This window comes from Collinsella sp. AM40-7AC, from assembly GCF_003468125.1.
Lineage (GTDB): Bacteria > Actinomycetota > Coriobacteriia > Coriobacteriales > Coriobacteriaceae > Collinsella > Collinsella aerofaciens_O.
Window position 1 is genome coordinate 92,377 of sequence record NZ_QSGK01000007.1, and the last position, 24,552, is coordinate 116,928.

Below are 24,552 nucleotides of genomic sequence, written 5' to 3' on the forward strand. Positions count from 1 at the left end.
CAGGTACGGAAAACCGCAACTGCCCGGCAAAATGCGCGAGGCTAACTAAAAGCCCCGTATCAAATGAGCCACTAGAGGAGGTCGAGGGGGAGCTGGGGGGCGTCACCCCAGAGCTTTTCTAGACGGTAGAAGTCGCGGGCTTCGGGAGTGAAGACGTGAACGACGACCGAGCCGTAGTCCATGAGCATCCAGGTCTTCTGCTCGCGGCCCTCGATGGAGAACGGATGCTCGCCGCAAGCCGCGGCGACCTTCTCCTCGATCTCGTCGACGATAGAATCGACCTGGCGGTTGTTGGTACCGGTGGCAAGCACAAAGTAGTCGCACACGTCGGAAAGCTCGGTCAGGTCGAGCACCTGCACGTCCTCGCCCTTCTTGTCGTAGGCGGCCTGCGCGGCGGCGCGGGCGACATCCTCGGCGGCGACACCGCTCGCGGACAGCGAGGCGGCGGTGCGGTCGGACGTGGCAACGAAACTCTTGTGCTCCACACCTTCAAGAATCTGCTCGTCAGTCATGGTCTCATCGGCCATGGAATACCTCTTTCTAGACACACCCGAGCTAGCGCAGCTGGGCGTAATGGTTGTAAATCGTAATAGCCGTGGGATAAAGATAGCGCCCGGACTGGATCACATAGACCAGACCCTGCGCAAAACAGGAGAAGAACAACTCGTCGAGCGAGGACTTCCCCACCATCTTGCGCAGCGCATGGGCATAGTCGCCGTGGCGGTTGGGCTCGATGGCATCTGCCACAAAGACCACCATATCGAGCGGCGTCATGTCGCAAGCACCCACGGTGTGACGGTCGACAGCCTGAAAGACTGCCGGCGACAGCTCGGGAAAAAGCTGCGGAAGCTCATAGGCGGCAACAGGGCCATGCAAAAGCGGCGTCGCGGCGGAAGGAGAGCCGGCAACCTTGATGCCATAGTGAAGCGCGCGGGCCACGAGCTCGTCATCGGAAAGCACCTTGTCCCAGTCGTGAATTAAGCCGGCGGCAGCCGCATCAAAGCGGTCAACGCCGTAGACCTCGGCCAGATGAAGTGCGGTCTCGGCAACACCCAGCGAATGCACATAGCGCTTGCGCTTATCTTTCATGCGAACATCGAGCAGCTCTTGAATGCGCTTGAGCAGCGCGCGCTCATCGCCCTCAAACTGATCCTCTACCGACAACGTAGCCCCCATCACTCAAAATCTTCTTGGCCCAAATCGGCATATAGCCTGCGCTTGCGAATGTAGCCGAGCACGGACTCGCTCGTAAGATAGCGCACGCTCATGCCGCGGGCAACTCGCTTACGAATGTTCGTCGAGCTGATCGCCAGCGCCGGAATCTGAATATAGCGCACGTCGAACGGCAGCCCCGACTCTTTGATTCGGGCACGCGCCGTATCGATATCAAAGCCCGGTCGCGTCGCCGCAATAAAGGTAGCAAGCTCAGCAATTCGCTCGGCATCATGCCAGGTCACAATATCAATAATCGCGTCGGCGCCCGTAATAAAGTAGAGCTTTACCTGCGGCGGATAAAAGTCGCGAAGGGCATGAAGCGTATCGGCCGTATAGGTTACGCCCGGACGGTCAATCTCGAACCGGCTCGCCAAAAAAGCCGGATTCGCGGCGGTGGCGAGAACCGTCATGGCATAACGGTCCTCAGCAGGCGTCACCGGTTTGTCGAGTTTAAAGGCAGGAGAGCCGGCCGGCATAAAGAGCACAGCGTCCAAGTCGAGCGACTCGCGCGCCTGCTCGGCAGTCACCAAGTGCCCGTAATGAATCGGGTCGAAGGTGCCGCCCATAATGCCAAGCCGAAACTCTTTGCCCTCTTTTATGGGCAGCTCGGGCAAACCGATTCCACCGCGCAGCGACATGGCTTACTCGCCCTCCGAGGTCTCGGCATCGTCCGCGGCATCCGCCGCATCGACAACCTCGACGCCCTCATCCGGAGCATCGGTCACGTCAAGGGCCTCAACGGCAACGTCCTCGCCAGCGTCCTCGAGCTCCTCGTACTCCGAGAAGTCCTCGGCGCCCTCAAAGTCAAAGGCGCGCTGGCAAATGCGGACCTCGTCGCCCGCACGGCAGCCGGCCTTCTCGAGCGCGTCGTCAACACCCATGCGCGCAAACTTGTGCTGCAGGTAGATGACGGCTTCCTCGTTTTCCCAGTCGGTCTGGATAACCATGCGCTCGATGGCGCGACCGACCACGCGGAAGGCACCGGGCTCTTCCTGAACAATGCGGAAACGCTTCTCGCGCTGCAGGCGACGGCGCTCCCACTCCTCGTCGCGAAGATCGACCGGCTCATCGGAGACCGCCAGCTCGGCGCGCAGCTTAGCCACCTGCTCGCCCACGGCAAGCATCAGCGTGTTGAGGCCGGCGCCCGTCACGGCGGACACGGCAAAGAACATATGTCCATCGTCGAGCGCGGCGCGCTTAAGGTCGGCAATCTTGTCGGCCGTGCCCGGCGCATCGCACTTGTTGGCGACGACGATCTGCGGACGCTCCGAAAGCTCGGCGCCATACTGCTCGAGCTCACGGTTGATGATGCGGTAATCCTCAACCGGGTCGCGATCCTCAAAACCGCCCGTCATGTCGACGACATGCATGATGAGCGCCGTACGCTCGATGTGGCGCAGGAACTGGTGGCCCAAGCCCTTGCCCTCGCTCGCGCCCTCGATGAGGCCGGGGACGTCGGCAACGACATAGGAGTACTCGCCGGCACGCACCATACCCAGGTTGGGCACGAGCGTGGTAAACGGATAGTCGGCGATCTTGGGTCGGGCGGCACTCATGCGCGCGATAAGCGAGGACTTGCCCACCGAGGGGAAGCCCACGAGCGCGGCATCAGCCATGAGCTTCATCTCGAGCTCAATCCAGTGCTCCTCGGCCGGCTCGCCCAGCTGGGCGAATGCGGGCGCGCGGCGCACCGACGTCACAAAGTGCGTATTGCCCAGACCGCCAGCACCGCCGGGCGCCACAACGACGCGCTCGCCATCATGCACCAAGTCGGCAATCTCGAACATCGGGGTCTGCGTCTCGGGGTCGAGCTCGCGCACCACGGTACCCATGGGAACCTTGAGAATAAGGTCCTCGCCGCTCTTACCGTTACGACGGGCACCCTGCCCGTGCGTGCCGCGCTCGGCGCGGAAGTGATGCTTAAAGCGGTAATCGATCAGCGAAGACAGCTGAGCATCGGCCTGGATGACGACATTGCCGCCACGACCGCCGTCGCCGCCATCGGGGCCGCCCTTGGGGACAAATGCCTCGCGCCTAAACGACATGCATCCGGCTCCGCCATCGCCGCCGCACACGTTAATGCGGCTGATATCGGTGAACTGTGACAACAGAATCGCCTCCTACAAAAAGAGGGAGACCCTTGAATCCTAAAACTCAAGTGCCTCCCACATATGTGCTCTATGAAGGGTGAATTACGCGTTCGCGAGCGGGCGTACGCTGACCCTGTGCTTGATACCCTTGTGGAACTCAACGGTACCGTCGACCAGCGCGAACAGCGTGTCGTCCTTGCCACGGCCAACGTTCTCACCCGGGTGGATGTGCGTGCCGTGCTGACGGACGAGAATCGTGCCCGTGGTTACCGTCTGGCCGGCATAGCGCTTCGTGCCAAGGCGCTGACCGCGGGAGTCACGGCCATTACGGGAGGAACCGAGTCCTTTTTTGTGTGCCATTGTGTATACCTACTCTTTCGTTACGAGTGTAATCTACTCGGCGACGGGAGCCTCGGCAACAGCCTCGGCCTCTGCCTTGACAGCCTTCTTGGCGCGGGACGTAGCCTGGACCTTCACGATCTTCAGCTTGGTGAGCTGCTGACGGTGACCCTTCAGACGACGATAGCGCTTACGCTTGTGGAACTTGAAGACCAGCTGCTTCTCGCCCTTGAACTGCTCAACGATCTGAGCGGTAACCTTGGCCTTGGCCAGCTTGTCGGGATCGGTGACGATCTTTTTACCATCGTTGAGGAAGATGACCGGCAGGGTGACCTTGTCGCCCTCATTGCCCTCGATCTTCTCGACGGTGATGACATCGTCGGTGGCGACCTTGTACTGCTTGCCGCCCGTGTTAACGATTGCGTACATGTTTACTTGCCCTTCATGCATCAGTTAGTGCAACAGCCGAATATAGTAGCAGGCGAAAATACCCCCGTCAACGAGTATGTGGAGCAAATCCACAAGTTCGCACAGGTATGGGGCTGACGAGTCGGCCCTCGTCGTCCTCGCATGCTTGATTCTGACGCTCGACATCGTAGGAGCAGATGGTCACGAGGTCTTGCATACCAGTGGAAACAATAGGTGCATCCACGCCCGGGGTCAAGCCCTGCAACAAAACATCAGCAGCGGAAAGCAAAATTTCCGGACGCATGGAGCCCTCGTTGTCGGCATGGGTGTCGAGCATGAGCACCAAATGGTCAGGGCGCTCCCCCGCCGTGAGCTCATAGCCCACGAGCGTGTGATCCAAATCCAAGCGCTTGCTCTTTTTGCCGCGCGCGTAGTCGATGCCATGGTCCGCGCGCAGCGTGTCGATCGCACGACGCACCTCGTCGGCGCTTACGGGCGCCTCGGGATCCAAGTGCAGGTCGATGCGATACGACAGACGCGTGAGCTGCGCCGTCAACGCCGGCGTGCGCACGTCGATGTACGCCGCCTCGATGGGCGCCAGATCGGCCGGAGACGCCGCAGCCAGGCGCCCAAACGCCTCGTCGAGCGCCACGAACTCGGTCATAAACAGGTCATACCACTCGCAGGTCGACGACGTACCCACCGGTAGCGCCGAAGAGAAGCCCACGCGCATGTGCGGAGAGAAGCCCTGTGTGACGGCATAGGGAAGTCCCGCGCGGCGCACGATGCGCTCAATGGTATGGATTACTTCGAGATGGCCCAGGTACTTAAGGCGATCGCGCTTGCCATAGCGAACACGAAGTCTAAAGAGCGTGGGGTTGTCGGTCAGGCGCTCACTCATGCGCGATCACCCATCAATACATTCTTGGCGTGAAGCGTGGGGCAGATTCCGCAGCCGGTGCACGACGTGCGGGTGCAGTCGGGAGTCGTGACGCCCTCGAGCGAGCGACGGTACTCGCGCTCGAGGAAGCCGCGCGTGCAGCCGGGGCTCACATGCTCCCACGGTAGGCGCCAGTCCAACTCGTAGGGCAGGTGCACGAGCTCATTGAGGTCGATGCCGTTTTTGGCAGCAGCCTCCTTCCAGTTATCGAGCGAGAAATGCTCTACCCAAGCGTCAAAGCGAGAGCCCGCGCGCCAAGCATCGATGATGACGGGCGTCATGTCACGACCGGCGCGGGACAGCGCGGCCTCGATGAGCGAGGTCTCGGCATCGTGGTAATGCACGCGGACGGCACGGTTGCGAACGCTCGTGACAAGCAGCTTCTGGCGGCGCTTGACGTCGTCGTAGTCGAGCTGCGGGCACCACTGGAACGGCGTGGCAGCCTTGGGAATAAAGACCGAAACCGAGATGGACACCGAGATCGAGCCGCGACGAGCCTTGGGCACCACGGAACGACCGAGCTCCAGCACGTGATCGGCCAGATTGGCGATGGCCACGATGTCCTCGTCGCGCTCGCCGGGAAGGCCCATCATAAAGTAGAGCTTCATGCGGTTCCAGCCGGCCTCGAAGGCTGCCTTGGCCGCACGGTCCAGGTCCTCCTCGGTCACGTTCTTGTTAATGATGTCGCGCATGCGCTGGCTGCCGGCCTCGGGCGCGAACGTCAGGCCGCCCTTCTTTTCGCCGGCGACCGACTCGGCCATATCCACGCCAAACGAATCCAGGCGCTGCGACGGAATAGACACGCGAATACCCGTATCCTCCAGGCGGCGGTTGAGCCTGCCGAGCACGTCGCGAATGCAGGAGTGGTCGGTCGTGGAGAGCGAGGTCAGCGACACCTCGTCATAGCCGGTCTTTTCCAGACCCTGAATCACCGACGAGACGATCTGGTCGGCCGAGCGCTCGCGCACCGGGCGATACGTCATGCCGGCCTGACAAAAACGACAGCCGCGGGCGCAGCCGCGCAGGATCTCGATAGACAGGCGGTCGTGAACCAGCTGCGCATAGGGCACGCACGACTGCGACAGCGGATTCGTGGCGCCGAAATCCTCGACGACGCGCTTGTAGACCACGGTCGGCGCATCCTTGCCCTCACGCGGCACGGTGTAGCCATGCGGCGAGCAGGGCTCGTCGTGACGAACCTCATAGAGCGACGGCACGTAGTTGCCGGCAATGGATGCAAGCTGCTCAACAATCTGCTCGCGCGGGACTCCTTCGTCGCGCAGGCGGCGATGCAGCTGGCAGGTCTCGAGCAGCGATTCCTCGCCCTCGCCGATGAGGATGGCATCGAAGAAGGCCGCGTACGGCTCGGGGTTGTACACCGAAGGACCACCGGCGATGATAATGGGGTCGTCCTCGGTGCGGTCGGCCGCCAACAGCGGAATGCCAGCGAGGTCGAGAGCCTCGAGGAAGTTCGTCACCGCCATCTCATGCGGCACATGCAGACCGACGATATCAAACGAAGCGACCGGCGCTGCACCCTCGAGCGACAACAGCGGAATACCCGCCTCGCGCATGGCGTCACCCATATCGGGCCACGGCACATAGCCGCGCTCACAGGAGATGCCCTCGGCCTGGTTAAGGATGTTGTAGAGGATGGCGATGCCCTGGTTGGGCAGACCAACCTCGTACACATCCGGGTAGATCAGGCAGCAACGGTAGTCGGCATCGGCCTTGGAAAGCGTGCCCCACTCGTGATCGATATAGCGACTCGGCTTCTCGACCTTGGCGAGCAACGGCTCAATTAAATGAAAACAGTCTTGGTATGCAACGCGCAACGGAAAACCCCTAAGCAGCGAGATCTGATGCGTCCTGATAGGACGCCATAGGACGGGTAGCGCCCGCGACCGTGGTCACCAGATCGCGAACGCGGGAGAACGTGGCAGTGACCACCTCGTTGGCACGGCTGTAGTCGACATCGCGCTCGTAGAGCGAAACGAGCGCACGGCCCATGCCATAGGTGCCCGCGGCAGCAGTGAGCGCCTTGACGGCAAACCCAATATGCGGCGTCTGCTTGACGAGCGCGCGGGTGACCGCGCGGATCACAAGACCGCCGGCAAGCACGCCGGCGACCTCGTAGCCGCGCTCGGGCTTAATGCCGCGTCCAAAGACGGCAGCGAGCTCAAAGAGCATGCCCACCTGCGCCAGCGCCATAACGGGATAATCGGCGCCCGGCAAAAACACCAAAGCCCCGGTCGCCATATTGGTGAGCGCACACGAGGTGATGATGCGGTTGGCCGCCGCGATGCGCATGAAGGCAAAGTTCGCCGCAAAAGCCGTTTCCTTGTCCGTGCGATCGAGAATCCAGCGGGCAAGCGTCTCGAGCAGATACGTCTTATCGGTTGCCGCTACCACGCCAAGCATGGGCGTGGACTCCTCGATAAACGGCACCTCCACAGCAGACTCGGCAAGCACGCACACGGGCGCGCCGGCGATCACGAGCTCCTGCACGGCACTCTCCAAGCGGTCGGAACCACACGAGAGCACCAGCACCACATCGGTATCGGTCTTTGGAGCAATTCGCTCCTCCCCCAGACGCTCGACGCGCACAATGCCCGAGGTCGTCTGCGGCACAAAGGCATCACGCACCGTCTCGGCCAGAAAGCGCGAGGCGGACGAATCCAGATAGACCGAGACGCGCACCGGCGTATCGGAATCCTTCTTAACGGACGCGCCCATCTTAAAAGCGCGGGTCAGCTTATCTACGGGAATTTTCATAGCAAACCCCTCCAGCGGTTACGCGGCGCCCGAACGATGCCGCCATATGGATTGTACGATACCCACCGTCAGCAGCTGAATCATCATCGAAGACGAACCGAAGCTAATAAACGGTAGCGGAATACCGGTAATCGGCATCATGCCGATGCACATGCCGATGTTTTCGAAGGTCTGGAACGCCCACATGCCAACGATGCCAACACACGAAAGACGCAAAAACAGGGACTCGCATTTAAAGGCGACGCGAATCGTCGAAAAGATCAACAGCACGTAGAGGCACAGGAGCAAAAAGGAACCGCAAAAGCCAAAGGTCTCGGACAGGAAGGCGAAGACGAAGTCGGTGTGGAACTCAGGCAGAAAGCCGCCGGCCGACTGCGTCGCATGGCCCAAACCCTTACCAAAGAAGCCGCCCGAGCCAACGGCGATTAGCGACTGCTGCAGGTTGTAGGCATCGTCCGAATCGGCATTATCGGGGTCGATAAAGACCGTCAGACGGTTCATCTGGTACTGCTTGATGAGCACATCGTGGCCGAGCAACGAATCAAAGACCGAATCAAGCGCCAGAACGAGGGCCACCAGGCCCACGAGCAGGGCCAGGGTCGACAGCACCCATTCGCGGCGTGCACCGCTCATACAGATGACGATGGCGCCCGAGACCAGCACGACCAGGCCCGAGCCCAGGTCGCCCATGGCAACGACGGCCAAAAACGGGATGGACAGCATGCCGCAGAGCTTGACGTAGTCGCGAACGGTATCGATGCGGCCGTTATACTGCGAGCCAAGCGTGGCGATAAAGAAGATGGTGATGAGCTTGGCAAGCTCGACCGGCTGGAATGTCAAGCCGATACCGGGAATCTTGATCCAGCCTGTCATGCCCAGACCGCCCGTATAGGACAGACCCGGAATCTTGGGCGAGAAGATCACGATCAGGTCGATGACGAGCAACGCCGTCGAAAAATTGGAAATACCGCGCAGATCGGTACGCCAGACGAGCACCGCAAGCACCGCGCCAATGCCAATGCCCAGCAGGTGGCGCGAGAATGAGGCGTCGGCCTTAAACTGTGACGCCGACCAAATAATGATGGCGCCATAGGCAACGAGCGCGACGGTAGCCAGCAGCACACCGATATGCACCTTTTGGCGAAACGTACCGCGCGAGGCCGAAAGTTGCTTGTTGACGCGGTCCAGGCTGCTGCGAGAGCCGGTCTTGGTTGAACGGAACAGATCCGCCGGAGAAAAATCCATCGCAACCTCCTATCGAACCGAAGAATCGCCCGAGGCCGAAGAGGTATCGGGCTCGTCATAAATCACGCCGAGCACGTCGCGCACGACATGCATCGCGGTATCCGAACCACCGCCGCCCTGCTCCAGGACAGTAGCGATGACATACTTGGGATCATCGGCCGGTGCATAGGCGCAGAACCACGCGTATTCGTCCTCGCCGCTTTTCTCGCCCGTGCCCGACTTGCCGTACACCTGCGGCGTCAGGGTGCCAAAGTGAGCCGCCAGGGACGTCGATGCCGTGTAAATCACGTCGTGCATGCCGTTGCGAACAAGAGTCAAATCCGAATCGCTGTTGATCTTGGCCTCCAGGCGCTTCTTCTTGCCCTTGCCGTTGTACTTATAGGCATCGCCGTCGCCATCGCGCGACACGGCAGACAAAAACACGTGAGGCACGTACTGTTTGCCGCCGTTGGCAAGACCCATATAGGCGCACGCCATCTGCAGGGGCGTCACCAAGATGTCGCCTTGGCCGATGGCAATGTTGGTCATATCGCCGGCATTCCACTTGCGGTCCTCGGCAGAGGCGTCGGTAAAGTACGACTCTTTCCACTCGGCATCGGGAATACGGCCCGCGCCCTCACTCGGCAGATCGATACCGCAGGTCTTGCCTAGGCCCCAGCGACGAAAGACCTCCTGCAGGCCCTCGGAATGTTGCTCGTCATAAAAGAAGGCCTTGCCCATGTCGTAGAAGACGGGGTCGCACGAGTTGGCGATACCCGACTGCAGCGTCATGGTGCCGTGGCCAGACGTCAGCCAGCAGCGCTTGCCCCAAGCCTTGCCCAGGCCCGTCCAATAGCCCGTGCAGTTGGTTGTCTGCGTTGAAGTGTAGGTTCCAAACTCAAGACCGGCCAGTGCCGAGAGCGGCTTGATGGTCGAGGCCGACATGTACTGTCCGCTAATGGCGCGGTTGAGCAGCGGGTGCGAACCCTTGTCATCATTGAGCTCGGTCCACACGTCATTTGAGACGCCGCCGATAAAGACGGACGGATCGAACTTGGGCTCGCTCGCCATGCCCAGGATCTCGCCATTGTTGGGATCGAGACACACCACAGCGCCGTTGCCGGCATTGCTGTAGCCAGTGGTCTTGGCAAGCTCGATGGCGCTCGCCAGCGCCGTCTCACAGGCCTGTTGGATCTTAAGGTCGAGCGTGAGCTTAATGTCGGAGCCGGCCTTGGCGGGCACGGCGCCGGCCTGACCGGTCACATTGCCCGAGGCATCGACCTTGACGGTCTGCTCGCCACGAATACCCTGCAGCAGGTTTTCGTAGTAGCTCTCAACACCCGCCTGGCCCACGATATCGCCCGACTGGTACGTAATCCGGCCAGCAGAAGCATCATCATCACCAGAGGTTTTCTTATTCTGGGCCTCGAGCTGCTCGGAGGTAATGGTGCCGGTATAGCCCAAGATATGGCATGCCGTCTCGCCATATGGATACTGGCGCTCGGTACGCTCGGCAATCTTGACGCCCGGGAACTCGCCGGCGTGCTCCTGAATATAGGCAACCGTGGAGCGACGGACGTCCGTCGCGATGGTATGCAGGCTCTGGGCGCCCTCGGAATTGTCCTGAATATTGCGCAGCACCGCCACGTAGGGCATACCGAGCACGTTGGCAAGATGGCGAACCAGAACCTCATCCTCGGCAAGGTCGCGGTAGGCCACGACAGCAAGTGAGGGACGGTTCTGGACAAGCGCCACGCCATTGCGGTCGAGGATGCGGCCGCGCACAGCGGGTGTGGTAACGGTGCGCGTCTGATTGCTATTAGCCTGCTTTTCGTAATAGTCCGACGAGACCATCTGCATGCCCCACAGCTTGACGGCAAGCGCCGCGAACATCGCGCCCGCACCCGTGGTGAGGATGGAGAAGCGGCCCTTAAAGGCGGTCGCCGCGGTATTGCCCTCGCCCTCGGTGGCGCGCGGGGCCGTCCCATGCTGCGTATCGTATGTAAAACGAGAATCGCCGCGACGCATAATGACCAGTGCGACCACGATGGCCACAACCAGCACGATACCGGCGATAATAACCGTCATCTGGGAAGACATCTACGAGCCTCCCCTATTTGAGCTTACGGGTCTTGGGCTTAAAGCGCATGCCCGTCTGGCGTCCGCCACGTGCGGAGAATCCATAACCGGACTGCGGCACGACGCCGGACATCAAAAACGGAATGGCAACCAGACCCGTCAGGATCGAAGACGGCAGCGCATGGCCGAAAATCGCCACGACAAAGCTCGTCTCCAAACCCATAAACAGCAAGATGATGCTGTAGATCACATTAATGACGAACGCGAAGGCGCCCACCGTGATGCCGCGCGCACTCGGGGCACCGCCCGTCTGACCGGCAGCGCTATGCACCAGGGCAAAAGAACCCACGGTCAGCAGGAGCGACATAACGCCCACCGGCACGGCAGCGGAAAGGTCATAGAACAAGCCGCTGCAAAAACCGCACACGACGGCACGGGTCGGGTCGCCCGAGAACACGCTTAGGCACACCAGGATAATCATAAAGTTGACGCGACCGCCCGCAATGGAGATCTGCGGTGCCAGGCCTGCCTGCAGCAGCACGCACACAATGGCGGCGATTACAAACGTGCGGGAGCTCATCCCCTGCTCGTGTAGATCCATGGACATGCCCCCTATTCGCTCGAGCCGGAATCGGTCGTCTCGGACGTGTCGGAACTGTCATCCGGGCTCTCGTCCTTCGTCTTGGTCGCAGCATCGCGCGACGTTCCCTGCGGCGTGCCGTTGGCCGTGTTCACGTCCTCATCCGAGGCCGACTGTTCGTCGGTCAGCGAGGTAATGACCAGCACTTCCTCGTTGTTCTCGGCCGTCGTCTGGGCGCGCACCACAATGGTGTAGTACACGTCGTTAGCCGATTTCTCAACAGACGAGACGGTGCCGAGCGGTAGACCCTTGGGGAACACACCGCCAATGCCCGAGGTCACGATGATGTCGCCAACCTTAACGTCGGAATCGACGCTCACGTACTCAAGACGCAGCGTGCCGTCAGCCTGACCCTGCAGCATGCCCTGGGCGCGCGTGTCCTGCACCATAGCGGACACGCCCGAGTTCTCATCGCCAATCAGGCGCACGGTGGACGTCTTGGCCGAGACCTCGATAATCTGGCCTATGACACCGGCAGAACTCGTCACAGGCATGTTGATGGTAAGACCGTCGGCAGAACCCTTATCGATGGTGACGGTCGAGGTCCAGGCATCGCCCGAAGCGCCGACGATACGAGCTGCGGTTGATTTGAGGTTGTAGGTCGACTGCAGGCCGACCAGCCCCTCCAGTCGCTCGGCGGTCTTTTGAGCCTCGGAGAGCTCGGCAACCTTAGAGGTCAGTTCCTCGTTTTGCTTCTTAAGCTCGTCAAGCGTGTCCTGCGACGCCGTAAGGTTAGAGAACACGTTACCGATCGCATTGAAGGGAGCCGCCACAGCCGAGCCCACAAAGCGCACCGGCGAGGTAATCGTCGTCACGCCCGAGCGCACGGCATGAATCGGTCCTGCCTCGCCCTCGCGGATGTAAAACGTGAGCAGCAACACCGAAATCAGGCTGAAAACAATCAACGGGCGCATACCATTTGATTGTCGCTTGGTATTCAGATTTGTGGAGAAACCCGAAGATCGTGCCAAATGGAATCCACCTTTTGGAAATTAAGCATTGGTCTGGACGAAGCCGCCATCAAACGCATTGGCCTCGAGCACGCGGGCACAGCCGTTAACAACGTTATCGAGCGCCGTGGGGCTGACGTTGACCGAAACGCCGGTCTCATCGCGCAGGCGCACATCGAGACCGCGCAGCAGCGCGCCGCCACCGGTCAGCAAAATGCCATAGTACATAAGGTCCGAGGCAAGATCGGGAGGCGTAGCGTCGAGTGCGTCCTTGACGGCCTTGGCCATCTCGTCGAGCGGCTTGTTGAGTGCGCGACGAATCTCCTCGCTCTCGATGCGCACGGTCTTGGGCAGACCGGTGATCACGTCGCGGCCGTTGACCTCGACGTCGAGCTCATCCTTGAGCGGCACGGCGGAGCCGACCTTGATCTTGATGTCCTCTGCCGTACGCTCGCCGATGGCCAGGTTGTAGGCATCACGAACGTGCGTGAGGATGGCCTGATCGAACTCGTCGCCGGCAATACGGATGGACTGCGAGACGACGATGCCGCCCATAGCGATAACGGCAACCTCGGTGGTACCGCCACCGATGTCGATGACCATGGAGCCGGTGGGTTCCTCGACGGGCAGGTCGGCGCCGATGGCAGCCGCCATGGGCTCTTCGATCAGATAGGCCTGGCGGGCACCGGCCTGGATCGTGGCCTCAAAGACAGCGCGCTTCTCGACCGACGTGACACCGGAGGGAACGCAGACGACAACACGCGGACGCGGAGTCCACGGATAGCGCTTCTCGGACGCCTTGTCGATAAAGTAGCGAAGCATGGCCTCGGTAACATCGAAGTCGGCGATGACGCCGTCCTTCAGGGGACGAACGGCCACGATGTTGCCGGGCGTACGGCCGAGCATGCGCTTTGCCTCGATACCGACCGCCAAGATGCGCTCGTCGTTCTTGTCGATGGCGACAACAGAGGGCTCGCGAATGACGATGCCCTTGCCGCGCACGGAGACAAGCGTATTGGCGGTGCCGAGGTCGATGGCAAGATCGCCCGCATAGCTACCGAAGAACATATCCATCAAAGAAAACAACGCAACTCCTGATGTGTTGGATGATTGCTGGAAAACTACTAGCTCATCATACTAGCGCAAGCCCGGCGCCTCACTTGCGGTGAAGCGCCGGGCAAAGCTAAATCCCATAAGGTCACTACTGGTTGTCAGCAGCCGAGAAATCCATATCAAGCGAAGAAACGGCCCAGCCGATATGGTTGTCGGAGCGCACGAATTTGACGGTGTACTCCTGCTCGCCGCCCTTGGACAGCGATGCCTTCACCTTGGCGGTCGTCTCGGTCATGGACTGATCCATGCCCTCGACGGACACGGTGGCACCCTGCGGAATCGAGGAGATGATCATCGACTTAGCGTCCTCGGACAGGCTCGAGGCCAGGCAAGACTCGGCCTTTGCGGCGTCACCGTCGCCGGCAGCCTGGAACAGATCGGTAACGACAGACTCCTGAGACGGGAAGCCAAAGCCGCGCGTGTAGGCAAAGCCCAGACCGCCCGCGGCGATCAAAATGAGCAGAAGCAGCACGATGAAGACTTTAAGACCCGTGTGGCGATGGCGACGACGGACCTTGGCCTGCTTACGATCCTGACGGTCCTGCTGGACCATCTCGGACTCGGACAGCGTAAAGAAGCCGGTGTCCGAGGGATCGGGCATAAACTGACCGGTCGCGCCCGTAGGATCGAGCGGATCGACGGCAGGAGCGTCCATCGCGGGCGCCGGAGCCGTGGCCATAGCCGTCTGGGCAGACAGCGCGGCAAGCGAATCGTGCACGCGGGCAAGCTCATCGGCCTGCTCGGAGGTGAGCTGGTAGATGCCATCGGCAGTAGCGGCGTTAAAGGCGTCGAGTGCGTCGGAGGGACGGCCGGCGGCAGAAAGCGCCTGACCCATGCCGGCGTTGAGCGCACGCGTGTCGTCGCGGGGGCCGGCAAAGTCGATAGCCGTGCGGTAGGTCTCCACGGCATCCGCCGGACGGCCGAGCTTAATGAAGCAACGACCGAGCTCGCCGAGTGCGGCGGCAGGAGCCGGATTGGCGCCGTCGATGGCAGCCTGACGGAAGGCAGTTCCTGCGTTGGCATAGTCGCCCGACTGGAACAGCGCATTGCCCAGGCCCAGATAGGCCTTGAACGGCGTGGCATAGGAAGCATCCTGCGTAGCAGCAGAGAACGCCTGAGCGGCCGTCGTGTAGTCGCCCACGGCGGCAAGCGCCTTGCCGCGGTTGGTGAGCAGCGCGCCGCGCTTGCCGTAGGTGCCGTCGTTGAGGGCGGCGGCATAGGCCTCGGCGGCCTCGGCATACATGCCCAGGTGCATCAAGGCGTTGCCACGAAGGTGATCTGCCTCGCCCATAATCTCATCGGGAGTCTTTGCCGCCCCAAGCATCTGGGCTGCAGCGGAAAAATCACCCGCGCGGCAAGCGGCGCGGCCCTGTTGGATCAGCTGGCTATTCAAGGAAGTCCCCTTTACTCGTGAACGATCTCGACATGGACGATCTCGTCGCCGGCACGCAGCTGCGAAATCACATCGAGACCCTCGACCGTGGTACCAAAGACGGTGTAACCGGAATCGAGGTTATGCTGGGCACCCAGGCAGAAGTAAAACTGCGAACCCGCGGAATCGGGGTCCATGGAGCGTGCCATGGCAAGGGCACCATCAACATGGCTGTTGCGCGGATTGGTGGCAAACTCGCCCTTGATGCAGTAGCCGGGGCCACCGGTACCGGGCATGCCGTCGGGGCCCTCAAGGCCGGCAGCGACGTCGGCGCCGGACATATCGCGGGTATTGGGGTCGCCGCCCTGAATGACAAAGCCGGGCACATAGCGATGGAACTTAAGGCCATCATAGAAACCCATCGTGGAAAGCTCGCAGAAGTTCGCGACATGAATGGGAGCGCCCTCGCCGTCAAACTTGACCTTGATGGTACCCTTCGACGTCTCGATTACGGCGCACTCGTCGCCGACAAGCTGATACTCGGGCGTGTAGAGCTCTTTCTTAAAACCAAACATGTGGTTCCTTCCTCGTGCGTTTAAAGCATATTTGTACGAATTGTAGCAATAAGCACGGGCTTACATCAATTGCGCACGTAGGTTATGCCGACTATGGCGAACTAATTTTAGGAACGCTGCTGCGGCTTCCAGGAACCCACATTGGCGTCGTACTGGTTCAGCGCGCTGTTGCCACCCTGCGCGATGGGCGCCAGGATCTCGCTTTGGTGGGAACTCATCGACTCGCCATCGGGAATGGCCAGCGAGATGTCCCAGCTCTGGCAGATCACGTCGACGCGCTCATACATCCACTCGGCAAGCTGCTTTAAGTGGGCGATGTCATCCGCATAGACCGTATCGTCCTGTACTTTCAGGTTGTTAAGCTCATCTTGCGTCTTTTTTATCTGGTCACGCAGGGCGTAGGCACTCTGCGACAGCTCCTGACGGGTGGACAGCGGCGTTCGGAGATAGCCGTTGTTAAAGGAATCGATGACCTCGCCGATCTGGTCTTCGTCAGCGTAGGACACGATGGTCTGATACAGACCGTCGAGCCTGGTATAGAGCTGATCATCGGTGAGCACGGTTTCTTCCTGGACCACCTCGGCAGAATCGTCCTGCTTGGTATCGTCCTCAGTCGCCTCGCCCTTTTGGCGCGTGGGGAAGGTGGTTTGTGCAGCTTGGCCAAACTGGTCGTAGAAGCCGGGCATAACACCCATGGGATCGGTCGTCACGAACCAATAGGCACCGCCGCAAACGACGGCAAGGACCGCGATGACGATAAGCGGCTTGGGAATATGACGCTTGTGCTTGTGATAGGCGTCCTCGTCGGGGTGCACCTTGCGCTTGGGTTTTTGAGCATCGTCATGCAGGGAAACGGGCATGGGAATATCGACCTTGGGGATACCGAAATCCTTATCAAAAGCCGGCAGCACGCAGGTCTCATTGGGGTCGGCGGCGTCTGAAAGCACCGCAGCGGCAGAGGCCGGCGCATGCGGCACCTCGGTATCGATCTGCTCTTGCGTTAGGCGCGGAAAGCCCGCCGTGCGGCCCGCTGCCAGGTCGGATGCTGCCGCGTCCTCGGAGAGGATACCCGGAGCGGGGCGTCCGCATTTGGGGCACGTACGATCATGCGGAGAAAGACGGGCACCGCAGCCCTCACAGAACACGAACTCGGTGTGCTCCGGACCATCGCCCGGACCCACATAGGCGTTGCAGTAGGGGCAGAACGAGGCGCCGTCCTCGATGGTCTTAAGGCAATGCGGACAGATCACGGCATCCTCTTTTCGAAGCAATTCAAACAATCGAGGTTAGAGCATAACATCGCAACGGCCCCACAGGAGCAAGGCACCAATTCAACATCGCCAGGGCGCGTAGTTACTTCTTCTTTTTGCTTGGCATCGAGACCTTAATGCCCTGGGCCGATTTGGTCACGCGGGAGCGCTTGGCACCGGCGCTCTTCTTTTTCTTGGGTTGGGTCTGCGCCACGCCCTCGAGTGCACGGGCCTCGGCCTCGCGAACGGTGCGAGCTTCGCGGCGCTGCGCCATGTCGGCGGCGACGCGCATGGCAAAACGCTCCGCCGTCGAACCCGTCGAGCTCACCTTACCGCCACCGCGACCCAGGCGGACGCGCACACCGCGGCCAAAACCAGTTGCGGCATGACGACGACGCGGCTTAAGCGAATCCATCATCGTGGCGAGCTTAAAGAACACCGAGCAGGTAAAGGCCACGATGACAGCCAAGATAACCATCTGGCCCATCGACAGGTTGGCAATAGACAGCAGCTCCGGGAATCCGATAACGCCCACCAGGATGCCGGCGACTACAAACACAAAGAGCGCCACGCGCAAGGGTGTGAGGGGCTGCGAGATACGCCAGATCAGGCTGACGCTCGCCGCGCACGACGTAAGCAGGCACATCGTAGACAGCGTGAGCTGGCTAAAGCCAAACACGCGCGCCACAAAGATATCGAGCGCCGCGGCCATAATGACCGCAAGCGACGCCGGCAGCGCACGCTTGAGCACGTTGGTCAAAAACGCACCCTTCACGCGAGCATTGTTGGGCTCCAGGCCCAACACAAAGCCCGGCGCGCCGATGCAGAAGAAGTTAATGAGCGTCATCTGGATGGGCTCGAAGGGGTACGGCGGCAGCGCGATGCACAGCGCCGCCAGGCCCATCGAGAACAGCGTCTTGGTCAAGAACAGCGAAGCCGAACGCTGCAGGTTGTTGATGGAGCGACGGCCCTCGGCCACCACGGCGGGCATCGAGGCAAAGTCGTTGTCGACGAGCACGATCTCGGCCACGTTACGCGCGGCATCGGAGCCGGCCGCCATGGCCACGGAGCAGTCGGCCTCCTTGAGCGCCAGCACGTCGTTGACGCCGTCGCCTGTCATGGCCACGGTGTGCTCGCGGCGCTTGAGTGCCTGCACGAGCTCGCGCTTCTGCTGCGGGGTCACACGACCAAAGACATGGTAGCGGTCCACTGCGGCATCGAGCTTGGCCGGCGTATCGAGCGTCGTGGCGTCCACATAAGCGTCCGCCCCCGGCACGCCCACCACGCGAGCGATCGACGACACCGTACGCGGGTCGTCGCCACTGATCACGTTGAGGGTCACGCCCTGCTCGTTAAAGTAGCCGATGGTCTCGGCCGCCGAGGTACGAATCTCGTCGCGGATGGTCACAAAGCCCACGGGCTCGGCCTCGCCCGCCATATCGCCATCGGGCGTAAAGCCGTCCACGCGCGCCACCACGAGCACGCGGCAGGTATCGGCAAGCTCGGCGACACGGTTCTCGACCTGGGCAAACGCACGATCAGAGAGCACAAACTGCGCCGCACCCATCACATAGGAGCCCTGCGCAAACGACGCGCCGCTCCACTTTTTGGAGGACGAGAACGGAATGACCGACAGCGGCTCAGACACCTCGACCGGGCGATCTGCGTAATAGTTGAGCAGCGCCTGGCAGGTCTCGTTGGCATCGGCCGAAGTCGCACGCGCCACGTTAGCCAGCGCAAAATCGAGCACCGTGGTATCGACGGGAACGGCGGCTTCGCCCTCCCCCGCGCCCATGCCAAAGCCCTCGATCGGCAGCGGATACGTGCCCTCGACCTCCATGCGACCCGACGTGATGGTGCCTGTCTTGTCCAGGCACAGCACGTCGACGCGCGCGAGCGTCTCGATGCAGTAGAGCTGCTGCGCCAGCACCTTGCGGCGGGCCAGGCGCACCGTGGCGATGGCGAGCACCGACGAGGTCAGCAGCACCAGGCCTTGCGGGATCATGCCCAGCAGGGCGCCCACCGTGGACAGCAGCGCCGACGAGGGCACGCGGCCGGCCAGCAGCTCGGAGAAGCACCACGAAAGCGCGCTATCGCCCGGGGTTCCCGCGGCATCCCACAGCTCGCTCACACTCGAGGAAAACAACGCCAAACCGAGCGGGATCATGATGATGCTCGCAAACCGCACGATGGCGTTAAGCGCGTTCATGATCTCAGAATTGACCTTTTTGACGTACTTGGCCTCGTTATTAATTTTGGCTACGTAGTTGTCGGCGCCGACATGGATCACGCGGGCGCGCAGCAGGCCCGAGTCGATAAAGCTGCCGCTCATGAGCTCAGAACCAGGCTGTTTCTTAATAAGATCGCTCTCGCCCGTCAGCAGGCTCTCATTCACGAGCGCCTCGCCCGAAACCACCACGGCGTCAGCGGGGATCTGGTCGCCGCGCCCCAAGCGGATGATGTCATCGAGCACGATCTGGTCCAGGTCGAGCTCCACCTCGGCGCCGTCGCGCACCGCGATGGCCTTCTTGGAGGTCAGCAGCGTGAGTTTATCGACCATCTTCTTAGAGCGCATGGACTGGATGACACCGATGGCGGTATTGAGAAACACCACGAACAAAAACGTCAGGTTCTTAAACGACCCGGTCACAATGACCAGGAGCGCCAAGATCACGTTGATCAAATTGAACAGCGTGCAGAGGTTCTCGATGATGAGCTCTTTGACCGACTTGGTCTTGAGCTCCATGTTGCGGTTGATCTTACCGGCGGCGATGCGCTCCTCGACCTCGGCGGTCGAGAGTCCGCGCTCGATATCCGTTGCTGCCATACCACGTCCCATCACGTCGCGTCGGTATAAGAAAAACCGCCCGGACCATGCGAGGTTCGGACGGTCTCACGTTCGATGGTGCCCCATGTTGGATTCGAACCAACGGCCTTCTGCTCCGGAGGCAGACGCTCTAATCCCCTGAGCTAATAGGGCCAACGTTTGGCATTATACCCAAGTGCACCACGGGCTATCAAAATAAAAGAAAAAGCTTTGCAATTCCGGGGAAGACGCGGCGCAACGGCTCACTTTAGAAGGCAAAAGCGAATCAGATAGTATAAACTCTCATGCACCATATATACACGGCTCGCGATGCGGGCCGTTTTTGCAAGGGTTATCCATCGAGGTGAGAGGCACACCATGATTGCAATTTTAAAAGAGAGCGCCAGCGACGAGGCCGTCAGCCATATCGTCAGCTGGATTGAGAAAAAGGGCCTGAAGACCGATGTCTCGCGCGGCGAGAATGAGACGGTCATCGGCCTGGTGGGCGATACGACCAAGATCGACCCGTTCCTGCTCGAGTCCATGGATGTCGTCGAGCGCGTGCAGCGCGTCTCCGAGCCGTTCAAGCGCGCCAACCGCAAGTTCCACCCCGAGGACTCCGTCATCGACTGCGGCCACGGCGTACATGTAGGCGGCGATCAGTTCCAGGTCATCGCCGGCCCGTGCTCCGTCGAGGGCGAGAACCTCATCCGCATCGCCCGCCGCGTGAAGGCCGCCGGCGCCACGATGCTGCGCGGCGGCGCCTACAAGCCCCGCACGTCCCCGTACGCCTACCAGGGCATGGGCCCCGCCGGTCTGGACCTGCTGTGCGAGGCGTCTGCCGAGCTCGACATGCCGATCGTCACCGAGATCATGGACCCGCGCGACGTGCAGGTCTTCCTGGACAAGAAGATCGACGTCATGCAGATCGGCGCCCGCAACGCCCAGAACTTCCCTCTGCTCAAAGAGGTCGGCAAGACCAAGACTCCGATCTTGCTTAAGCGCGGCATGTCCGGCACGATCGATGAGCTGCTCATGGCCGCCGAGTACATCATGAGCGAGGGCAACGACAACGTCATCCTGTGCGAGCGCGGCATCCGCACCTTCGAGACCCGCACCCGCAACACCTTCGACCTCAATGCCGTGCCGGTGCTGCACCACCTGTCGCACCTGCCCGTCGTCGCCGACCCCAGCCACGCCACCGGCTACACCCGCTACGTTGAGCCCATGGCGCTCGCCGCGACCGCCTGCGGTGCCAACGGCCTAGAGATCGAGGTCCACGACGAGCCCAGCCGCGCATGGTCCGACGGCGCTCAGGCCCTCACCCCCGATCAGTTCGACGACACCATGCGCCGCATCCGAGCCATTCGCGAGGTTGTCTGCCAAGAGACCATGGAGTAGCCCATGGGTACAGTGAGAAACGCGCGCGTTAACCAGGGCGGCCCCAAGTGCGCCGGCATCGTCGGCCTGGGCCTCATCGGCGGCAGCTTTGCCCGCGGCTATGCGCAGGCGGGCGTCCGCGTGCTGGCCTGGGACCCCGATGACGATGTCATGACGGCCGCCAGCATGGGCACTGTCGCCGGAGAGCTTAACGACAAGACGCTCGGCGAATGCGACATCATCGTCCTTGCCTGCTATCCCGAGGCATGCATCGAGTGGCTCGAGGCGCACGCCCAGGCGCTCGCCGACGCCACCGACACCGAGGCCATCATGGGCCCCGTGGTGATCGACACGGTGGGCGTCAAGGGCATCGTGTGCGAGCGCGCCTTTGAGCTAGCCCGCGAGCACGGCTTTTACTTTGTGGGCGCGCACCCCATGGCGGGCACGCAGTACTCGGGCTATGCGCACTCCCGCGCCGACCTGTTCCAGGGCGCTCCCCTGGTGCTCGTTCCACCCGCGGTAGACGATGCCCTTAAGCTCGAGCTCTTGGGCCAGGTGCGCGAGATGGTGCGCCCCTTGGGCTTTGGCAAGTTCAGCGTGACCAGCGCCGCCGAGCACGACCGCGTCATCGCCTTTACGAGCCAGCTCGCGCATGTCGTCTCAAACGCCTATGTTAAGAGCCCGACCGCTCAGGTCCACCACGGCTTTTCGGCCGGCAGCTACCGCGACCTCACCCGCGTAGCGCACCTCAACCCGCAAATGTGGTCAGAGCTCATGATCGACGACGCCAATGCGCTCGCCTTCGAGATCGACCATCTAATCGAATCGCTCGGCGCCTACAGCCGCGCCCTTAAGGACCGCGACCAGCGCTATCTGGAGAATCTCCTTGCCGAGGGCGACCGCATCAAGCGCGCGCTCGACGACGAGGCCTCCCACTAGACCACCCATCACGCCAGGTCGAAAGGACCGAAGCTTATGGCGATTACCATCGATATCGACACTGCACGCCCCTACCAGGTGCATGTTGGCACGTTTTTGCTGGAGCAGGCGGGACCGCTCGTGCGCGCCACTGCCGGCGGCACCAAGGCCGTCATCGTGACGGACACCAACGTGGGCCCGCTCTACCAGATGCCCGTTAAGCAGAGCCTGGAGGCGTCAGGCTACGAGGTGAGCATCTGCACCTTCGAAGCCGGCGAGGCACACAAGCGTGCCGAGACCTACGTCGCCATTTTGGAGTTTGTGGCCGAGCACGAGCTTTCGCGCTCCGACGTGATCGTGGCACTCGGCGGCGGCGTCGTGGGCGACATGGCGGGCTTTGTGGCCGCCACCTACATGCGCGGCTGCAAGTTTGTGCAGATCCCGACGAGCCTGCTCGCCATGGTGGATTCGTCGGTGGGAGGCAAGACCGCCATAGACCTGGCTGCCGGCAAGAACTTGGCCGGCGCCTTTTGGCAGCCGAGCGTGGTTATCGCCGACGTGGGGTGCCTGGCCACCCTCACGCCCGAGCAGTTCGCCGACGGCTGCGGCGAGGTCGTCAAGCACGCCGTGATCGCCGACCCGGAGCTTTTCGCCGAGCTGGAGAAGACCCCGCTCACGCTGGAGCTGCTCAACCGCGATGTGGCCCGCGTAGCGCTCATCATCGCCCGCAATATCGACATCAAGCGCGCCGTGGTCGTCGCCGACGAGCGCGAAACCAACCAGCGCAAGCTCCTCAACTTTGGACACAGCGCCGGACACGCCGTCGAGGCCTGCGAGCACTTTGAACTCGGACACGGCAACTGCGTGTCGATCGGCATGGGCATCATCACGCGCGCCGCGGCCCTGCACGGCGCTTGCGATGCTGCACTGCCCGGTCGCATTGAGGAGCTCTGCGCCCGCCATGGCCTCACGACCCGCTGTGACCTAGATGCCGATACCGTCTTTGCCGAGGCGCTCCACGACAAGAAGCGCGCGGGCGACACCATCGACCTGGTGATTCCGCACGGCATTGGCCGCTGCAGCATCGACCGCACACCGCTTTCCACTTTCCACGAACTCATTGCCGAGGGCCTCGGCCAGAAGGGAGACGCATCCGCATGCTAGCCCGCATCACCCCGTCCCCGCTCAAGGGCACCGTTCCCGCCATCGCGTCCAAGTCGATGGCGCATCGCCTCATCATCTGCGCCGCGCTCGCCAACGGCGAGACACACGTCACCTGCAACACCACCTGTGCCGACATCGAGGCTACGGTACGCTGCCTTACGGCACTCGGTGCCCGCATCGAGACCGTCGAGGACGGCTTCCAGGTCCACCCCACCATGAAGAGTGTTGAATTTGGCCTGCTCAAGGCCCTTGCCGGCGGCACGCTTGACTGCGGTGAAAGCGGCTCCACGCTCCGCTTTATGCTGCCTGTCGCCTGCGCGCTGGGCGCAGAAGCAACTTTTGTGGGTCAGGGACGCTTGGGCGCCCGCCCGCTGTCCCCGCTCTCGGACGAGATCATCGCCGCCGGCTGCGACCTACAGGGCCTGGGCGGTTTTCCGCTCAAGACGAGCGGACGCATGCGCCCGGGCACCTTTGTGCTTCCGGGCAACGTGAGCTCGCAGTATATCTCCGGCCTGCTGCTGGCAGCCCCGCTGCTGGCCCAGCCCTCCTGCGTGCAGGTAACCGGCCTCATTGAGAGCCGTCCCTACATCAACCTGACGATACAGGCCATGAAGGCCTTTGGCGTCGAGGTCAACGTCGAGCGTATTCCGGCCAAGGACGGCCAGCCCGAGGTCACGAACTTCCGCGTGAGCAGCGGCTCGTACCGCACGCCCGGCAGCGTAGCCGTCGAGGGCGACTGGTCCAACGCCGCCTTTTGGCTGTGCGCCGGCGCTATCGGCGCCGACCCCATCACCGTGGAGGGCGTATCCCTGAGCTCCGCGCAGGGCGACCGAAACGTGCTCGCCGCGCTTTCGCGCTTTGGCGCCCGCATCGTGCGCTCCACCAACGCCGCCACCGTGCAGTCCGACAAGCTCGCCGGCTTTGAGATGAGCGCCCACGACATTCCCGACCTGGTGCCCGTCATCTCGGCCGTGGCCTCACTGGCACAGGGCCGCACCTTTATCCGCGATTGCGCCCGTCTGCGCATCAAGGAATCCGACCGCCTGGTCACCACCACCCGCGAGCTCACCGCGCTGGGCGCGCAGGTGCGCATTGCCGGCGATGACCTCATCATCAAGGGTGTCGATGCCTTCACCGGCGGCGAGGTCGATTCGCACAACGACCACCGCATCGCCATGATGGCCGCTATCGCCGCGAGCCGCGCCGCCGGCGAGGTCGTGATCCACGGCGCCGAGGCCGTCAACAAGTCCTATCCCGATTTCTTCGACCACTACCGCCTGCTGGGCGGCAAGGTCACACTCGAGGAGGAATAGC

The 24,552-nt window shown here is 61.8% G+C and carries 22 protein-coding genes and 1 tRNA gene; 4 read left to right on the top strand and 19 right to left on the bottom strand.

Annotated features, from left to right (window positions below; genetic code table 11):
• Nucleotides 1-71 precede the first annotated feature (71 nt).
• The 19 genes from rsfS to DW892_RS07430 all read right to left on the bottom strand — a co-directional run bounded on the left by rsfS (nucleotide 72) and on the right by DW892_RS07430 (nucleotide 19,950).
• Nucleotides 72-527, bottom strand: a complete 456-nt coding sequence (gene rsfS, locus DW892_RS07340; protein WP_055250002.1) for a ribosome silencing factor — start codon at nucleotides 525-527, stop codon at nucleotides 72-74.
• Nucleotides 528-555: 28 nt separating this feature from the next.
• A complete protein-coding gene (gene yqeK, locus DW892_RS07345) occupies nucleotides 556-1,089 on the bottom strand; it encodes a bis(5'-nucleosyl)-tetraphosphatase (symmetrical) YqeK (RefSeq protein WP_197736885.1) in 534 nt (177 codons plus the stop codon).
• An 86-nt stretch (nucleotides 1,090-1,175) separates the two neighbouring features.
• A complete protein-coding gene (gene nadD / locus DW892_RS07350; RefSeq protein ID WP_117637231.1) occupies nucleotides 1,176-1,853 on the bottom strand; it encodes a nicotinate-nucleotide adenylyltransferase in 678 nt (225 codons plus the stop codon).
• A 3-nt stretch (nucleotides 1,854-1,856) separates the two neighbouring features.
• Nucleotides 1,857-3,323 (bottom strand): GTPase ObgE, encoded by a 1,467-nt coding sequence (obgE, locus tag DW892_RS07355; protein ID WP_187365006.1) that lies wholly within the window; start codon nucleotides 3,321-3,323, stop codon nucleotides 1,857-1,859.
• 84 nt (nucleotides 3,324-3,407) lie between these two features.
• Nucleotides 3,408-3,665, bottom strand: a complete 258-nt coding sequence (rpmA, locus tag DW892_RS07360; RefSeq protein WP_006236075.1) for a 50S ribosomal protein L27 — start codon at nucleotides 3,663-3,665, stop codon at nucleotides 3,408-3,410.
• A gap of 33 nt (nucleotides 3,666-3,698) precedes the next feature.
• A complete protein-coding gene (rplU, locus tag DW892_RS07365) occupies nucleotides 3,699-4,073 on the bottom strand; it encodes a 50S ribosomal protein L21 (RefSeq protein WP_035138585.1) in 375 nt (124 codons plus the stop codon).
• Nucleotides 4,074-4,140: 67 nt separating this feature from the next.
• Nucleotides 4,141-4,953, bottom strand: coding sequence for a TIGR03936 family radical SAM-associated protein (locus DW892_RS07370; RefSeq protein ID WP_099431827.1), 813 nt, complete (start codon nucleotides 4,951-4,953; stop codon nucleotides 4,141-4,143).
• Nucleotides 4,950-6,827, bottom strand: coding sequence for a TIGR03960 family B12-binding radical SAM protein (locus DW892_RS07375; RefSeq protein ID WP_117629156.1), 1,878 nt, complete (start codon nucleotides 6,825-6,827; stop codon nucleotides 4,950-4,952). The genes DW892_RS07370 and DW892_RS07375 overlap by 4 nt, the downstream gene beginning before the upstream one ends.
• 10 nt (nucleotides 6,828-6,837) lie before the next feature.
• Complete coding sequence (locus DW892_RS07380) at nucleotides 6,838-7,767, bottom strand: YcjF family protein (protein WP_006236071.1); 930 nt, start codon at nucleotides 7,765-7,767, stop codon at nucleotides 6,838-6,840.
• Nucleotides 7,768-7,785: 18 nt separating this feature from the next.
• Nucleotides 7,786-9,012, bottom strand: coding sequence for an FtsW/RodA/SpoVE family cell cycle protein (locus DW892_RS07385; protein WP_055249988.1), 1,227 nt, complete (start codon nucleotides 9,010-9,012; stop codon nucleotides 7,786-7,788).
• Between the two features lie 9 nt (nucleotides 9,013-9,021).
• Nucleotides 9,022-11,091 carry a penicillin-binding protein 2 gene (mrdA, locus tag DW892_RS07390; RefSeq protein ID WP_117639953.1) on the bottom strand — a complete coding sequence of 690 codons (2,070 nt, stop codon included), beginning with the start codon at nucleotides 11,089-11,091 and terminating at the stop codon, nucleotides 9,022-9,024.
• Nucleotides 11,092-11,104: 13 nt separating this feature from the next.
• Nucleotides 11,105-11,671, bottom strand: coding sequence for a hypothetical protein (locus DW892_RS07395; protein ID WP_117583249.1), 567 nt, complete (start codon nucleotides 11,669-11,671; stop codon nucleotides 11,105-11,107).
• Nucleotides 11,672-11,682: 11 nt separating this feature from the next.
• On the bottom strand, nucleotides 11,683-12,624 hold the full coding sequence (mreC, locus tag DW892_RS07400; protein WP_117639955.1) for a rod shape-determining protein MreC: 942 nt from the start codon (nucleotides 12,622-12,624) through the stop codon (nucleotides 11,683-11,685).
• Nucleotides 12,625-12,702: 78 nt separating this feature from the next.
• Nucleotides 12,703-13,734, bottom strand: coding sequence for a rod shape-determining protein (locus DW892_RS07405; protein ID WP_006236061.1), 1,032 nt, complete (start codon nucleotides 13,732-13,734; stop codon nucleotides 12,703-12,705).
• 127 nt (nucleotides 13,735-13,861) lie between these two features.
• A complete protein-coding gene (locus tag DW892_RS07410) occupies nucleotides 13,862-15,166 on the bottom strand; it encodes a tetratricopeptide repeat protein (protein WP_233524911.1) in 1,305 nt (434 codons plus the stop codon).
• An 11-nt stretch (nucleotides 15,167-15,177) separates the two neighbouring features.
• Nucleotides 15,178-15,720: a peptidylprolyl isomerase gene (locus DW892_RS07415; RefSeq protein WP_055249980.1), complete on the bottom strand. Its 543-nt coding sequence runs from the start codon at nucleotides 15,718-15,720 to the stop codon at nucleotides 15,178-15,180.
• Nucleotides 15,721-15,827: 107 nt separating this feature from the next.
• Nucleotides 15,828-16,970 (bottom strand): zinc ribbon domain-containing protein, encoded by a 1,143-nt coding sequence (locus tag DW892_RS07420; RefSeq protein ID WP_158549290.1) that lies wholly within the window; start codon nucleotides 16,968-16,970, stop codon nucleotides 15,828-15,830.
• 103 nt (nucleotides 16,971-17,073) lie between these two features.
• Nucleotides 17,074-19,797 (bottom strand): HAD-IC family P-type ATPase, encoded by a 2,724-nt coding sequence (locus tag DW892_RS07425; RefSeq protein WP_117766669.1) that lies wholly within the window; start codon nucleotides 19,795-19,797, stop codon nucleotides 17,074-17,076.
• A 76-nt stretch (nucleotides 19,798-19,873) separates the two neighbouring features.
• Nucleotides 19,874-19,950 (bottom strand) — tRNA-Arg (locus DW892_RS07430).
• 204 nt (nucleotides 19,951-20,154) lie between these two features.
• Between DW892_RS07430 and aroF the strand changes: the two genes are divergently transcribed.
• From aroF to aroA, 4 genes are read left to right on the top strand one after another with little or no spacing between them, the layout of a single operon-like run.
• Nucleotides 20,155-21,177, top strand: a complete 1,023-nt coding sequence (gene aroF / locus DW892_RS07435) for a 3-deoxy-7-phosphoheptulonate synthase (RefSeq protein WP_117766671.1) — start codon at nucleotides 20,155-20,157, stop codon at nucleotides 21,175-21,177.
• Between the two features lie 3 nt (nucleotides 21,178-21,180).
• The gene (locus DW892_RS07440) at nucleotides 21,181-22,095 is read left to right on the top strand and encodes a prephenate dehydrogenase/arogenate dehydrogenase family protein (protein ID WP_117766673.1); all 915 of its coding nucleotides are present in this window, start codon (nucleotides 21,181-21,183) and stop codon (nucleotides 22,093-22,095) included.
• A gap of 36 nt (nucleotides 22,096-22,131) precedes the next feature.
• Entirely contained in the window at nucleotides 22,132-23,238 is a 1,107-nt protein-coding gene (aroB, locus tag DW892_RS07445; protein ID WP_117766675.1) for a 3-dehydroquinate synthase, read from the top strand.
• On the top strand, nucleotides 23,232-24,551 hold the full coding sequence (gene aroA, locus DW892_RS07450; RefSeq protein ID WP_117766677.1) for a 3-phosphoshikimate 1-carboxyvinyltransferase: 1,320 nt from the start codon (nucleotides 23,232-23,234) through the stop codon (nucleotides 24,549-24,551). Before aroB ends, aroA begins: the two co-directional genes overlap by 7 nt.
• The last annotated feature ends 1 nt before the right edge of the window (nucleotide 24,552 follow it).